The following is a 16,014-nucleotide window of genomic DNA, read 5'->3' as shown; positions in this document are numbered from 1 at the left end:
TGATTTTAGTGTATCCTAAACATTTATAATTAATAATATATTTGTCTATTACCATTTATAGTATCATTAATATTTGTAGTTAAACATTCTATAGCTTTTTTAGCATCCTTCTTTTCTATGTAATCACACAAAATAGATGTATTATTTATTAAGGAATTTATACCATATAATATACAAAAACGTTCCCATAACGATAAAATAGGCGCTTTAAATGAGTGGAAAATTAATGGCAAAAGAGTATTTCCAGAAAGAAAAGCCAATTCATGTTGGAATTGAAATGCTAATTTAGATGCAGCTTCAACAGAATCCGTTTCTTTCATTTTATTAACATATCCTTTTAATATCTCAATTTCATCTTCTTTAATTATTGGAATACATAGTTCTACTGCTAATGTATCTAAGGCTATACGAAGTTCAAGAATAGAACGAATTTCTGCATCTCTTAACCTTCCGCCATTATATTTCATAATAGAAATTAGTGTTTCCATAGTTCCATTTCTACGATAATCAGCTACAAAAGCACCGATCCTTGGTTTTATATTTAAAAATCCTTTCCTAGATAACTCTGAAATTCCAGAGTTAACAACAGCTCTACTTACTTGCATAGACTTAGCAAGTTCTCTTTCCGAAGGAAGCTTTTCACCAATTTGAAGTTTTCCAGATAAAATCATATTTTCTAGTTCTTTAATAAATAAATCTTTTAATGTTGGAGAATTTAATTTTGAAAATTCTATCATAAAATGCACCTCTCTAAGCTGAATCTGGTTCAACCAAATACCGATTATAATTCTATTTCAATATTATTCCAAAATCAATAAAAAGTAAATATCTTAAGATTGTTTCAAACATATATTAGCATTAAAGGAATATATTGACTTTGCATTAATAATCATGTTAAAATTTTATCAAGATTATTAATCTGGTCATACCAGATTAATATGATCTAAAAATTTTTATTAAATAAAGAGTATTTCATAGAATTAATATTAGAAATAAAAAAGAATTTAAGAATACAATTAAAAGTTTAAATTAAATATTCTTTATAATGAAGGAGGATAAGCATATGGAGAATTTTAGAATTCTCGAAATTAAACAAAGTGTTTTTGAAGACAATGACCATCAAGCTAATTTATTAAGAGAAGAACTTAGAAAAAAGAAAATATTTTTACTAAATTTAATGTCATCACCAGGTTCAGGTAAAACATCTACTCTTACAAAAACAATTAATACATTAAAAAATGAAGTAAAAATAGGAGTTATGGAAGCAGATATTGATTCAGATGTTGATGCTCATACTATTTCTAAAACTGGAGCAAAAGTTATTCAATTACATACAGGGGGAATGTGTCATCTTGATGCAGATATGACAAAACAAGGCTTAGAAGGTTTAGAAACAGAAGATATTGATTTTGCTATTTTAGAAAATGTAGGTAATCTGGTATGTCCAGCAGAATTTGATACCGGAGCATCAAAAAATGCCATGATTTTAAGTGTTCCCGAAGGAGATGATAAACCACTAAAATATCCTTTAATGTTTTCAATTGCTGATGTGTTACTAATTAACAAAATGGATGTTATTAATTATTTTGATTTCAACTTGGAAGTTTGCATTGAACGTGTAAAAAAGTTAAATCCTAATATTGAAATTATTCCTATATCTGCAAGAACAGGTGAAGGTATTGATAAATTTGCAGAGTGGCTTAGAAAAGAAATTAAAGAATGGAATGAAAATTAATATTATTAGACTAGGAGGATAGAAATGGTAAAAGAAAAGGTGTTGGATCTTGCTAATCATATTAGTGGGAAAAAACGTGGGTCAAAAAATGAAATAAGGCCAGAAGATCCGGAATATTTAATTTTAGAGCCTGTTGTTACAGAGGAAATGGCAGAAGTAGCACTTTGTATGAAGATACGTAAAAAAGCTACGGCAGAAGAACTTGCTCCTTTATGTTGTAAATCTGTAGATGAAACAGCAAAGTTATTATGGGATTTAGCTGTTGCAGGTATCTGTTTTGTAAATACTATTAACGGGATTGATACCTACTGGTATGACACATGGGTTCCAGGAATTATGGAGATGATGGTTAATAACAAGGAAAACGTTAACAAATATCCTCAAATTGCAGAAGCTTTTGAAGCATATGGAAGAGTAAGAGGACCAAAGACTACAGGTGCTTTCCCAGTAGGCGTAGGTTTAATGCGTGTTATACCTATAGAGCAAGCTATAGATGGAGAAACTAGAAAAGCTTCTTATGAGGAAGTTTCTAAATATCTTAATGAAAACGATATTTTCACAGTATCAGATTGCTCATGCCGTACAGCAAGAAAAGTAATGGGAGAAGGATGCGGTCATTTAGCAGAAGATATGTGTATTCAAATGGGACATGCTGCAGAATATTATATTCGTACAGGAAGGGGACGAGAAATTACTCGTGAGGAAGCTTTTGAAATAATTAAAAAAGCTGAAGAAAATGGTTTAATGCATCAAATACCAAACCTTGATGGTTCAGGAAAGACTCATGCAATTTGCAATTGTTGTGGTTGTTCTTGTCTTTCATTAAGAACTGCTGGAATGTTTAAAAATGTTGATATGGTGCGTTCTAATTATGTTTCAAGTGTAAACAAAGAAAAATGTGTTGCTTGCGGAGAATGTGTTGTAAATTGTCCCGTTAACGCACTACAATTAGGTCAAAAATTATGCTCAATAAAGCCACTTCCTGTTAAAAAAATTGAGACTCCACGAGATACAGAATGGGGAGCAGATAAATGGAATACAGATTATAGAATTAATAGAAAAAATGTTGTGGAAAGTGGAACAAGCCCTTGTAAAACAGAGTGTCCTGCTCATATTGCTATTCAAGGATATATAAAACTAGCTTCCCAAGGAAGATATAAAGAAGCTCTTGAATTAATAAAGCATGAAAATCCATTTCCAGCAGTATGTGGACGTATATGCCCAAGGAAATGTGAATCAGCGTGCACAAGGGGAGATATTGATGATCCAATAGCTATAGATGAAATTAAAAAATTTATTGCAGATCAAGACTTAAATAAAGAAAATCGCTATGTACCTAAAATTAAGCATGACTATAATAAGAAAATAGCTGTAGTAGGAGCAGGACCTGCTGGTCTTTCTTGTGCATTTTTCTTAGCTGTTGAGGGTTATAATGTAACGGTATTTGAAAAACAAAAAGTACTTGGTGGAATGTTAACACTTGGTATCCCATCCTTTAGACTAGAAAAAGATGTAGTTAATGCAGAAATTGATATATTAAAAGAATTAGGTGTTGACTTTAAGAATGGAATTGAAGTTGGAAAAGACATAAGTTTAAAAGAATTGAGAAAGCAAGGGTATGAAGCTTTCTATATTGCAGTTGGAGCTCAGTCAGGTAGAAAAATAGGTGTCGAAGGAGAAAATGCTGATGGAGTAATGGCTGGAGTAGATTTCTTACGCAGTGTTAACTTAGGTGAAGATGTAAAACTAAATGGAAATGTAGTTGTTATAGGTGGTGGTAATGTTGCAATAGATGTTGCAAGAACTGCTGAAAGAGTAGGATCAGAAAAAGTTGATATATTTTGTCTTGAAACAAGAGATGAAATGCCAGCTCTTAATGAGGAAATTGAAGAAACCTTATCAGAAGGAATTAATATAAATAATTCTTGGGGTCCTAAAGGAATTATTACAAAGGATGGGAAAGTTGTTGGTGTAGAATTTAAAAAATGTATATCAGTATTTGATAAAAATAAGAGATTTAATCCAATTTATGATGAAAACGATATATTATTTGTAAAAGCAGATACAGTATTGCTTTCTGTAGGGCAATCAATTGATTTAGGAAATTTACTTTCAGATAGCAATATAGAGATTAATCCTAATAATACAATTAAGGCAGATTCTTTTACCTATCAAACAGGAGAGTCAGATGTATTTGTTGGTGGAGATGCATTTACAGGACCAAGATTCGCTATTGATGCCATTGCAGCAGGTAAAGAAGGAGCTATTTCAATACACCGTTATGTTAATCAAGGTCAAAGTTTAATTATAGGAAGAGATAGAAAAGAATATCGCTCATTAGATAAACAAAATATTGAACTTAAGGGATATAATAATTTTCCAAGACAAAAGGCAAGCCATAGCGATGGAAAAGAATCAAAAGAAACATTTAAGGATTTACGAGGAACTTTTACAGAAGATCAAATAAAGAAAGAAACAGAACGTTGTCTTAGCTGTGGTGCTACTGTTGTAGATGAATTTTTATGTGTAGGCTGTGGAGCATGTGTAACAAGATGTAAGTTTGATGCTATATCACTTGTTAGAAAATATGATGGAGAAGGAGTAGCATATGAAAATTTAAAACCTGTAATTGTTAAGCAAGTTCTTAAACGTAAGGGGAAAATAGCTATTAAAAAAGCTATAAATATATTCAAGTCAAACAAATAATATTATATTTTACTATTTATAAATAGAGGAGAGTCTATATGCATGAAATAGGGGTTTTAATTGAAGTTGTTAAGAGCGTAGAAAAATTTGCAAAAGTCAATAATGTTAAAAAAATAGATACATTAGTTTTGCAAATTGGAGAACTCTCTTCAATGATTCCTAAATATATGAAGAGTTTATATCCTGCTTCAATTGTAGGTACTATATTAGAAGGTTCAGAATTAGAAATTGAAATATTACCAGCTAATGCTTTGTGTAAAAGTTGCAATAATGTATTTAATATAATCTTTGATAAAGGAATATGCCCTAATTGCAAAAGTAAAAACTGTGAAATATTAAGCGGGAAAGAGTTTTATATAAAAGAAATTGTTTGTTATTAAAAATGAATAACTATAATAGGGGGAAAGATTATGTTTAGTTTTAACTATGAAGGAGGAGCATCCTTATTTTCAGTATGGGGTGTTTGGATTGCAGTATTTTTAATTTTATTTATATTAAATGAATTTTCAAGGCGTTCTAAATTTGGGGGTTTTTTATGTTTTGTAGTATTACCAATTGGACTATCTATATTATGGTTTACAGTATTAAAAGATACTACTTATACAGATTGGTTTCATTTGGCTAAGGTGTACTCAGCAGTAGCAGGATGTATTGGGTTTTGGTGCATAAGACATTTACATGGTAAAAGTAAAAGCACAGGGAAAGAGTGGAGATTGGCAGATAATAAGCTAGCATTATGCTTTCCACCGCTAATTCTTGCAATTAATATTTTAGAAGCAGTTACACGTGATATTCAAGTTGGACTTCAATATGCTGGAGGTGGAATTCTTGAAGATGGAAGTATGTATGTCTTAGGTGGTCCTTGGAACTTTATGAATGCAATTGCAGGGATTTTAAATATTATTACAATTACAGGATGGCTTGGTATATGTATTCGTAAAAAAACTAATAAAGATAGAAGTCAGGATATGCTATGGCCCGATATGCTTTGGTTTTGGATAATAGCTTATGATTTATGGAATTTTGCTTATACTTATAATGCTTTACCAGGACATTCATGGTATTGTGGGTTTGCACTATTACTTGCACCAACAGTATGTGCTTTTACTATAGGAAAAGGTGCATGGCTTCAACACCGTGCACAAACATTAGCATTATGGTGTATGTTTGCACAGACATTTCCAGCATTTATTGATAAAGGTAAATTTGCTGTTTCATCTACCTATAATGAAAACTATTTATTTATTTTCAGTTTATTAGCACTTCTTTCTAATATTGGTGTTGCTATATATATGATTTATAAAGCTAAAAAAACAAAGCGTAATCCATATAAGGATGAACTTTATATAGACTTAAAGAAATATAAGGAAGTAAACGTACTGGCAGAATAATTCTTAGTTTAATAAGGATATCAAAATAATTGATATCCTTATTAAATCGAAGTTAATTTTATAAAGAGGAGGTTTATTTATGCATATGGCGGATGCACTTGTTAATCCTACTGTGGCTGGATTAATGTATGGATGTTCTGCAATAGCAGCAGGTTATTCAATAAAAAAGATACGAATAGAAAATGAGCCTAAAAAAATCCCTGTAATGGGAGTTATGGGAGCATTTGTATTTGCAACCCAGATGATTAATTTTACAGTTCCAGGAACAGGCTCTTCTGGACATCTTTGTGGAGGTATTTTACTATCTGCCATATTAGGACCATTTGCAGGATTTATTACAATGATTGGGGTTTTAGCTATACAATGCTTAATGTTTGCTGATGGGGGGATACTGGCATTAGGTTGCAATATATGGAATATAGCATTTTATGGATGTTTTATTGGATGTTTATTAATATGGAAGCCTATTATGAAGAACGGAGCTTCCAAAGGTAAAATTATTTTAGCATCAATAATTGGGTCTATACTTACATTACAAATAGGTGCTTTTTCTGTTGCAATTGAAACACTAGGATCAGGAACTAGTGATTTACCATTTTTAACTTTTATTTCAGTTTTGCAACCAATACACTTAGTAATTGGACTTATAGAAGGGCTCATTACTGCAGCTGTTCTATGTTTTATATATGAAGCTAGACCAGAATTACTATGGAGCATAGATAAATCCTTAAACAAAAAAATAGGAAGAATTTCATTTAGAAAAGTGATGGTTATATTCTCATTACTTACAATTTTAATAGCAGGAGGAGTTTCACTTGTAGCTTCTGAGTATCCAGATGGATTAGAATGGTCTATTGAAAAGATTACAAATTCTACTGAAATAGAAGTATCAGGTGAAGTATATGATAGTTTTGAAAAAGTACAAGAAACTACTTCAGTGTTACCTGATTATAATTTTAAAGATTCTGATTTAGCTATAGGTACATCTTTATCAGGAATTATTGGAGGAGTAGTAGTTGCCTTTATCTGTATAGGTGGATGTTATTTATTTAAATTTTTTAGAAAAGAATTCATAAATTGAATAAATTAAATAAAGCACTTTATGAAATCCAAGGTATAGAGGATTTAGCAAATAGAGATTACTTGGTAAATAAGATTCATCCATCAATTAAATTTATTTTAACAGTTACTTATATTTCTTTAGTTGTATCTATTGATAAATATAACCTAGGTGGAGTTATAGGAATGAGTATTTATCCAATATTCCTTTTAATAACTTGTGATATATCGTTAAAAGATAGCTTAAGGAAATTGAAAATAGTATTATCATTTGTATTCCTTATGGGGATACTCAATCCATTTTTTGATAGTAAAATACTAATTAATATAAATGGTATTAGTATTTCTGGAGGAATAATCTCTATGATTACAATGATAATCAAAGGAATCTTAACTATCTTAGCATCTTATCTATTAATTGCTACAACAACTATTGAAAAAATCTGCTATGCAATGGATAAAATTCATATACCAAAGATATTCATAACTGAAATTTTGTTTATTTATCGATATGTGACAGTATTACTTAAGGAAGCAAATAAAATTACAGAATCATATAGCTTACGTGCCCCTAATCAGAAAGGGATAAATTATAAGGTTTGGGGTTCCCTTATAGGACAACTATTACTTAGAAGTATAGATAAAGCAGAAAATATATACGAAAGTATGTGTTTACGTGGATATTCTGGTAAGTTTTATTATTCTTATAAAATTAGATATAATGAAAAAGATTATATTTATTTTATTATATGGATAGTTATACTTGGTACTATGAGGTTTTTCCCTATATTACAGATAGTAGGAAATATATTTATTTAGGAGGAAGATATGAGCCATATTCATATAAATGTAGAAAATCTATGTTTTTCTTATGAAAAAGAACAACCAATACTTAAGAATATTACCTTTACTGCAAAGGAAAATGACTCTATAGGTATTATTGGATCTAATGGAGTTGGAAAATCAACTTTATTGAAGTTATTAGTAGGATTAAATTTAAATTATGAAGGTAGCATTAGAGTAGAAAATATTCCAGTAGAGAAGAATACTTTAAGTATAATTAGAGAAAGAATAGGATATGTATTTCAAGATTCTGATAATCAACTATTTATGTCTAATGTATATGAAGATATAGCCTTTGCACCACGTAATTATGGACTTTCAGAAGAGGAAGTTAAAAAGAGAGTAGAAAATGCCTTGAATATGGTTCATATTAATAATCTTAAGAATAAAAAGATACATAAACTTTCTGGTGGTGAAAAAAAACTTGTATCTATAGCAACAATATTTTCTATGACACCAGATATTATTTTAATGGATGAACCCTCTATTGCTTTAGATCCTAAGAATAGAAGAAATTTAATTAATATACTAAATGAATTTCAGCACTTAAAGATTATTGCTTCTCACGATTTAGACATGATTTTAGATACCTGCAATCGTACTATTCTTATGTCAGATGGGAAAATTATTAAAGATGGAAATACAAAAGATATTCTTACTGATAAAAAACTTTTAGAAGCTAACAATCTAGAACTTCCATTTTGTTTTCAGGAAAATAATATAAAACATTGACATATGTACATGTAAAGAATAGAGAAATTGTAAAAGGTAAAGATATAGTATAAGTTTCATGGTTTGACAGATTACAAGATATTCAGGAGAAGACTGAAAAAATAATCACCAAATATGTTAATTCAGTAGGATATAAAAAATGTGATATCATCTTTTGTGTTCTAGATAAGAGTGAACACTATTAAAATCGTGAACATTTTTAATTATTATAGGAATAAGTAGATATTATAAAAGTCATGTGTAACAAATTTAGTTTGTGATACGTGACTTTTTGTAATTCTCCTTATACTCTTGATGCTCTGCAAGCAGACATTGTTTCAAATATACTAAGTATAAAGGCTGTAGCTTACTTTCTTTTAAACATTTTAAAACAAATGAATAGGGATTTTACGTATATCAAAATATTAAGAATTCGTAAATTAAGCATATCAGTATGTGAATTAAAAAGCTCAATACATATTCATATTTATGGTAAAATTAAGAAAAAAACGCGAGGATTTGAAATATTATTTGTATTACTATATGAGGAGGGAAAAAGAGTGGATAAAAATATTGACGAAATCTATGAAAAATATTTTAATAGAGTATTTTTCTATGTAAAAAGAATTCTTAAAGATGTTGGAAATAATGAAGATGTTGAAGATTGTGTAAGCGATGTATTTTTAGCCTTATGGAAAGATAGTGATAAATATAATATTTCAAGAGGAAGCTATGATACCTTCGTAAATGTCAAAACAAGATCTATAGCACTTAATTATAGAAAAAAGCTTATAACAAAGCAAATTAAAGTTGAAGATATTGATTATAACTCTATTCCAGAGAAGGATATTTTAATAACTGAAAATTATGTGATTGATAAGTTTGAAAAGCAAAAAATAATACAAGAAATAAAAAAGTTTAAAGAACCTAATAGAAGTTATTTTTATTTAAGATATTTTATGAACTATGAAATTAAGGATATAGCAAAAATATTTAATACAACTGCAAGTGCAGTGGAAAATAAGCTTTATAGATGCAGATTAAAATTAAAGAAGATATTAAAAAAGGAAGTGATTTAATATGGATGATAAGGATATTTTTAATATCGTAGATAATATTAATGATGATGACCTAGAAATATTAATGAATGATTTATATATTGAAAATATTAATGAGGATTTTGTTGATAATGAGATTAAAGAAAAAATAAGAAAGAAGTTAAATATAAAAATTGAAAATGAAGGTAGAAATAATAAAGAAATTAATAATATAAGGAAAAATAGATGGATAAAAGGAGTAAGTGGAATAGTTGCAGCCATATTAATTTTTAGCCTTATAATAAACTTTTTTCCAAGTGTAGCATATGCATTAGAAAAAGTACCTATTATTAATAAATTAGTACAAATCGTTAAGATGGATAAAGCATATAAGTATGATAAAGGTTTTGAAAACTTAATAGAAAATGATAAATATCAAGAAATAAATAAAACTGTAAAATACGGCAATACTGAATTCACAGTAAATGCAATTGTTGCTGATGATTCTAAGATGTGGATATCATATGATGTAAAAGAAGATCCTAATATATTGTGGAATATAGAGTTTTACAATACTAATAATAAACCATTAAATTGGATAGACAATGGCAATAGGGATAAAAGGTATGCAGAAATAGATCTAAATGAAAAATTAGAAGATTTTAAAATGGTAATAACACTTTATAAAAATAATGAAATGTTCCATAAAAGAGGAAATGAAATAACAGAGGAAGACTTTCCAAAGTATTTAGAAGAAATGGATAAAGCTAAGATAACAAGTTTAGATTTATTAGTTGAACTAGATAAAAATATTTTTAATGATTCACTAACTAAAGAGTATAAAGTTGAAAAAAATATTAATTCTGATATTGCTAATATAAAAGTAGAAAAAATAGAAGCTTCTCTTTCAAGAACAAAGGTATATTTAAATGTAGAAAATAATAATAACCTTGCAAAAATATCCTTTAAAAATTTAAGACTTATGGATAATGATAATAATATATACTTTGAAGCATCAGATAAGTCAATTTTCGATGAAGTAATATATAATCTAGAAAATGGAAAAAACACCATTGTAGCAGAGTTATATGGTGGTATATCAAATATTGAAAATATAAAACTAATATGTGATAAAATAAGTTATGTGAAAAATGAAGATAGCTATATAACAGTAGATTTAGTAAATAAATTAGTTGAAGACAATAATTTAGGAATCACATTAAAGAATATAGAAGAAAATACAGTAGTATTAAATGTACCAGAAGGTAATGTTGTTCTTAATGATCATAATATATTATCAGATAATGGAGATATGAAATTTACTAAAGTTATAAGTAAGAATCCAGAAAATGAATATCTATATGAATTGGATAATTTAAATTGTGACAAGTTATATTTTGAAGTGATGAAGGTTAAAGATAATAAAGTGGATGGATTTGATGTTAAATTGTTTGAATAAGAAGAGACTGTAGAACAAAAGAAGCCTTTTGGGTGTTAGTTAAATTTAGATATCCTACACATCAAATAGTTTTTTGTAATGATAAGGCATTAAAGACTTTAAAATTCGAAAGGAGCTATTCATTATGATAAATATATTTTTCGAAGATGAAGAGATTAAAGAAGATGATTTATATTTTATGTGTTATATAATTGAAAAAATAGCTAGAACTTTGCATGTGAGAAACAGAGATGTTATTAATTCTATTGGATATGATGAACTTGTAAAGAAGATAAGTCTTGCAAGCGTGTTGCATTGTGAAAATCCTCTTAAGGTTGTAGATGATTGGATTAATGAATATAATCTTAAAAAGGGTGATTTTGATATATTGGATGTAGATAAAGATTTAGTTGATAAGCCACCAACGGAAATTCAAATGGGAAAGGTATATAAAAGATTAATTCTAAATACCCTAGAACCAAATGAAGATTATATTCAGGGTTTAATACGAGTATATAATAATGAAATTTGTGATATTATTGATGATTATAATTGTAGTGCATATTATGAGCCTTCACCTACACTTGCAAGAGCTTATTATAATTCATCATTTAATTAGATAGACTATAAATTAAAAGTTATGTATAATTATAAGGGTTAAAATATACTATTTTCTAAACTAGCATTTTTATTAAATACTACTTCAGAGGAAATAGAGCAAAAGGTAAGAGATATTTAAATTGCTAAAAAAGAAAATCTCCCTAAAAATTTTAGGAAGATTTTCTTTTTTCTAATAGTTTTTAATTTCTCTATTTAATTCTATAGTTTTATGTTTTTCAATTGGTTTAACATTAAAGTTTGATCTATATTCTGTTTCAGCCCAGAAGATATTTTCTGCAACTAAAGCTTCAGGGTTAAGTTCAACACCATCTAAAATGATTTCTTTAAATTTATGATATCCAGCTCTATCTATTAAGTGTCCTCCATGTAAGTATTCTGGTTTATAATCTAATGCCCAAGCAGAGAATTTTTGCCAGTTTGCAAACATTCCTAATACAACATCTTCAGTAACGAAGTTTAAGAAAGTTTTACCCATTCTAGGAGTTTGCTTACCAGTTCTTCCGCCAATAACAACTCTGTAGAATTTTTTAGGACTTCTTGTCCAAGCGCTTGCAGGACAAGCTAATACACATTCACCACATCCAACACAGCAACAAGGATCTTTATCTACAAGACCATTTTTATTTAAGCTTAGAACTCTAGTTGCGTGGTGCTCGCAAGCTTTTACACATGCCCCACATCCAATACATCTTTCAGGGTGATATTCCATTCTTGATTGAGCAATTACACCAAAGTCTTGGAAATGAGCTTTAGCACAATCATTTGGACATCCTGCAACTGATACTTTAATGTGATAATGTGAAGGGAAAATTAATTTTTCTATTTTATTTGCTAATTCTTTAGTGTTAGCATTTCCCTTTATACAATGAGAGTTACCAATACATGCCATAACATTTCTAGCACCTATAGTTGGATATCCATTTTCATCAACAGTCATATCACAATTACATTCATCAATTTCAACTTCTTTTAGGTAATTAGCAATATACTTATTAACAGAAGGAATATTTTCATATTTAATTCCTGGTATGCAAAACATTTGTCTTGTTCCCATGTGGAAAGTACCATTACCATAAGTTTCTGCAATATATTGAACATCACTTAGATATTTAGCATTAATAAGACCACCTGGTACACGTAATTGAAGCATAAATTCTCCAGGAACTTTTGATTGACGATAACAATTTAATCTAACCTTTTTAATATCTATATCATGATTCATAAAAAATATCCTCCTAGTCTAATAATGATTTAGCCTTAGTATAGTTGAATACAGGTCCTTCTAAACAAACATAAGTTTCATCTATTCTACAATGTCCACATTTACCAACTGCACAGGACATTTTTCTTTCGAAGGATACCCAAATCTTTTCTTCAGGAACTCCAAGCTTAAGCATTTCAAGAGCAGTAAAATGCATCATTATTGGTGGTCCAACTATAACAACTTCATAGTTATCATCGAAAGAATTTAAAGGTAGTTTAGATAGATGTTTTGTTACAAGTCCTTGTTCCCAGCCTTCTTTTTCTTCACTATCTAATGTATATATAGTATTAAATTTATCTTTCCATTTATCTAATTCATTTTTAAATAATATTCCATCTGTATTTTTAAATCCAAATACTAGATTTAAGGATTTTACATAATTATCTTCAGAATAAAATTTGTTAATCATACTTCTTACAGGGGCAACTCCTGTACCACCAGCAACTATAATTAAATTTTTATTTTTAAATTTTTCAACTGGCCAACCTTTACCATAAGCTCCTCTTAAAAAGATACTATCTCCAGGTTTTAATTTAAAAATTTCATCTGTTACTTTTCCTACAGCTCTTATTGTAAAATCCATATAGCCTAATCCAAATCCACTAACAGAAATAGGAGCCTCACCAATCTTAGGAAGTGATAGTTGTAAGAATTGTCCATGCTCTGGAACTATATCTGTTGCAACTCTAAAAGTATATTCTAAATTAGTTTCATGAGTAATACTAATAATTTCATATGACTTAGGTGTTAATATATTGTTTCCCATATTATTTTCCCTCCATAATTTCATTTACTGCATTATTTACTTTATTTATTGTAGCTGTAATTGAAATATGTTCTGGACATCTATCAGTACATCTACCGCAACCAACACACATATGTTCATCTCCAAATTGAGCTTTATAATCATGTATTTTGTGAAGAACTTTATATCTCATTTTATCTGCTTTAGTAGTTCTAAATTTATGACCACCAGCCATTTCATCAAAACCATCTACATGACAAGATGCTTGAACTCTTTTTCTTTCACCAATTTTTCCAGCAGGATCATATACAATATCACGAGTAGTGTAGCAAGAGCATGTACTACAAGCCAATGTACAGCTTCCACAACCAATACATCTTTTATTATATTCTTCCCACATTGGGTGATTCTTAAGTTTTATTAATGTCTCCTTATCATTAATTTCAGGAATTGTTAATTTAGCTTCATTTTCTTCAATAAACTTAAGTTCAAATTTTTCTTCAGTTTTACCTTCAAAATATTTAGTGAATTCAGTATCTTTTACATTGAAAAGTAAAGAGGAGCCATTAAATCTTACAGCTAATGAATAATCATCAGTTTTATTACTATTCATTGATACACAGAAACAAGTATCAAAACCTTCAACACATTCAATGCAAACAAATTTAACTCTGTCTCTTATTCTTTTATAGAAAGTATCTTCAAAGTTACCATTATGTAAATAAATCATATCCTGTCTTCTTTGAGCATTAATATCACAAGGTCTGGCAAAAATTAATATTTTCTTGTTATGACCTACAGAACTTTCTCTAAATTCATTTTCAGTGAAATAATACAGAGTTTGAGTGATAGGAGTTATAACCTCCTTAACTGGATAATCAGATTTTTCTATAAACTCAATTTCTTCTACATTAGAAACTTCACTATATTTAATTATATCTGTATCAGAATATCTACCTTGTTTTTCAAATCTCTTTGGTGCATAAATCTTATATTCTTTCTTTAACTCTTCAAATAAAGCATTTACTTCTTGTAGTGATAGATTATATCCCATAAAATACCTCCAAAATATTGTTTTGTTTTTAACAATCTCTATGCTTAAATTATAGTACTAATTTTTATATAAATGAAATACGAGAATTATATATTAATGATAAGTAAAAACCTATATATAAAAATAAAGAGGCCAAAGCTAATATTATAAAAGCTCTAACGCCTTAGTCTTTTGCTATAATAAATTAAGTTTAATAATAAATTTGGTTATTTCAATCTATAGTATCCTTAATATTTTGTGTTAAATATTAAACATTAAATAGCATTTTTAGTATCGTCCTCCTCTATAAAATTAAGCTTAAATATCGATAAGTCTTACTTAAAAGGAGAACATAAAAAAAGGAGAAGAAGCTTTAATTTTGTATTTTAAAAATAATATCTATATAAAGAAAGTAATTCTATTTAAATCAAGAGCAAAGGGGGTCGCGTTTCGCGAGCCCCTTTTAAGCCATTGATTTTACTGGGATACAGGCTAATTAAATTTGAAATCATACATATTAGTTGCATATTTAGAAGTCTAAAAAATTTTAAAAACTACCAAAGAATCGTTGAATTATAATCGAATGAAAATTAGAAATTGAAGTGCTGAAAATTTATTTAAGAACATTAGAAATTATAATAAATAGAAAACTAGTAAAAAAGTTACATAAAATATATAATGGTAATAAAAGAGGTGATACTTTGAAAGAAAATATATTAATAATTGAAGATGATGAAGATATAAGCCAAATATTAAAGTTTTCATTAACTAAAGAGGGGTACACAGTTAAGATAAATGATAATGGATTAAAAGTAGTAGATGATATACAAAACTTTAGACCAGATTTAATACTTCTGGATATTATGTTAGGTGATATAGATGGATTTTCTATTTGCAAAGAAATTTCAAATTATAAAATACCTATAATTATGCTTACAGCAAGAATTGATATTACAGATAAGATTCTCGGCCTTGAATTAGGTGCTGATGATTATATTACAAAGCCTTTTGATATTAGGGAAGTAATAACAAGGATTAGAGTAGCTTTAAGAAGAAAAAAAGAAGTTGCAAATCAAGAAAAACAAGTTAATACTAAAAAAGATATTTATATCGGCAATATTAATATTTCTGAATACAGTAGAATTGTAAAATGCAATGGCGAAGAAATAAAACTTAAACCAAAAGAATTTGATATTTTATTATTTTTAGTTAAAAACAAAAATAGAGTTTATTCAAGAGATGAGTTATTAAACTTAGTTTGGGGATATGATTTTATTGGAGATACAAGAACTATAGATGTACATATAACAAGATTACGACAAAAGATAAAAAAGGAAGTTAACATAGAAACCATTTTTGGAGTTGGCTATATGTTAAAAGAAAGCAATGCTAACGATAAGGCGTAAATATGGAATAGTACTATCCCTAATT

15 protein-coding genes are annotated in these 16,014 nt (G+C 28.4%); 11 read left to right on the top strand and 4 right to left on the bottom strand.

Features of this window, described 5'->3' with window-relative positions; genetic code table 11:
- Window positions 1-29 precede the first annotated feature (29 nt).
- On the bottom strand, window positions 30-737 hold the full coding sequence (locus I2E83_RS13135; RefSeq protein WP_207738509.1) for a GntR family transcriptional regulator: 708 nt from the start codon (window positions 735-737) through the stop codon (window positions 30-32).
- 326 nt (window positions 738-1,063) lie between these two features.
- On the opposite strand from I2E83_RS13135, the gene hypB reads away from it, so the two are divergent.
- From hypB to I2E83_RS13080, 10 genes are all read left to right on the top strand, one after another.
- Window positions 1,064-1,735: a hydrogenase nickel incorporation protein HypB gene (hypB, locus tag I2E83_RS13130; protein WP_195266430.1), complete on the top strand. Its 672-nt coding sequence runs from the start codon at window positions 1,064-1,066 to the stop codon at window positions 1,733-1,735.
- Between the two features lie 24 nt (window positions 1,736-1,759).
- Window positions 1,760-4,441 carry an FAD-dependent oxidoreductase gene (locus I2E83_RS13125; RefSeq protein ID WP_195430251.1) on the top strand — a complete coding sequence of 894 codons (2,682 nt, stop codon included), beginning with the start codon at window positions 1,760-1,762 and terminating at the stop codon, window positions 4,439-4,441.
- Window positions 4,442-4,479: 38 nt separating this feature from the next.
- Window positions 4,480-4,821: a hydrogenase maturation nickel metallochaperone HypA gene (locus I2E83_RS13120; RefSeq protein WP_195266426.1), complete on the top strand. Its 342-nt coding sequence runs from the start codon at window positions 4,480-4,482 to the stop codon at window positions 4,819-4,821.
- 30 nt (window positions 4,822-4,851) lie between these two features.
- Window positions 4,852-5,832: a DUF5692 family protein gene (locus I2E83_RS13115; protein ID WP_195430249.1), complete on the top strand. Its 981-nt coding sequence runs from the start codon at window positions 4,852-4,854 to the stop codon at window positions 5,830-5,832.
- 79 nt (window positions 5,833-5,911) lie between these two features.
- Window positions 5,912-6,913, top strand: a complete 1,002-nt coding sequence (locus I2E83_RS13110; RefSeq protein ID WP_195430247.1) for an energy-coupling factor ABC transporter permease — start codon at window positions 5,912-5,914, stop codon at window positions 6,911-6,913.
- Entirely contained in the window at window positions 6,910-7,710 is an 801-nt protein-coding gene (gene cbiQ, locus I2E83_RS13105; protein ID WP_195430246.1) for a cobalt ECF transporter T component CbiQ, read from the top strand. The genes I2E83_RS13110 and cbiQ overlap by 4 nt, the downstream gene beginning before the upstream one ends.
- 9 nt (window positions 7,711-7,719) lie before the next feature.
- Window positions 7,720-8,466: an ABC transporter ATP-binding protein gene (locus tag I2E83_RS13100; RefSeq protein WP_195430244.1), complete on the top strand. Its 747-nt coding sequence runs from the start codon at window positions 7,720-7,722 to the stop codon at window positions 8,464-8,466.
- Window positions 8,467-9,005: 539 nt separating this feature from the next.
- A complete protein-coding gene (locus I2E83_RS13090; RefSeq protein ID WP_195430242.1) occupies window positions 9,006-9,524 on the top strand; it encodes a sigma-70 family RNA polymerase sigma factor in 519 nt (172 codons plus the stop codon).
- A gap of 1 nt (window position 9,525) precedes the next feature.
- Window positions 9,526-10,941, top strand: a complete 1,416-nt coding sequence (locus tag I2E83_RS13085) for a DUF4179 domain-containing protein (protein WP_195430240.1) — start codon at window positions 9,526-9,528, stop codon at window positions 10,939-10,941.
- 124 nt (window positions 10,942-11,065) lie between these two features.
- Entirely contained in the window at window positions 11,066-11,539 is a 474-nt protein-coding gene (locus I2E83_RS13080) for a hypothetical protein (protein ID WP_195430237.1), read from the top strand.
- 171 nt (window positions 11,540-11,710) lie between these two features.
- Here the strand turns inward: I2E83_RS13080 and asrC are convergent, their stop codons facing one another.
- The 3 genes from asrC to asrA are packed head-to-tail and all read right to left on the bottom strand — an operon-like array spanning window position 11,711 to window position 14,604.
- Entirely contained in the window at window positions 11,711-12,763 is a 1,053-nt protein-coding gene (asrC, locus tag I2E83_RS13075; RefSeq protein ID WP_195266414.1) for a sulfite reductase subunit C, read from the bottom strand.
- Window positions 12,764-12,776: 13 nt separating this feature from the next.
- On the bottom strand, window positions 12,777-13,571 hold the full coding sequence (gene asrB / locus I2E83_RS13070) for an anaerobic sulfite reductase subunit AsrB (RefSeq protein WP_195430234.1): 795 nt from the start codon (window positions 13,569-13,571) through the stop codon (window positions 12,777-12,779).
- Window position 13,572: 1 nt separating this feature from the next.
- On the bottom strand, window positions 13,573-14,604 hold the full coding sequence (gene asrA, locus I2E83_RS13065; RefSeq protein WP_195430231.1) for an anaerobic sulfite reductase subunit AsrA: 1,032 nt from the start codon (window positions 14,602-14,604) through the stop codon (window positions 13,573-13,575).
- 680 nt (window positions 14,605-15,284) lie between these two features.
- Here asrA and I2E83_RS13060 point away from each other — a divergent pair.
- Window positions 15,285-15,989: a response regulator transcription factor gene (locus I2E83_RS13060; protein WP_195430229.1), complete on the top strand. Its 705-nt coding sequence runs from the start codon at window positions 15,285-15,287 to the stop codon at window positions 15,987-15,989.
- The last annotated feature ends 25 nt before the right edge of the window (window positions 15,990-16,014 follow it).

The organism is Clostridium sp. D46t1_190503_E9 (assembly GCF_015555225.1).
Classification (GTDB): Bacteria; Bacillota; Clostridia; order Clostridiales; family Clostridiaceae; genus Clostridium.
This window is presented reverse-complemented; position numbering and strand designations above follow the sequence as displayed.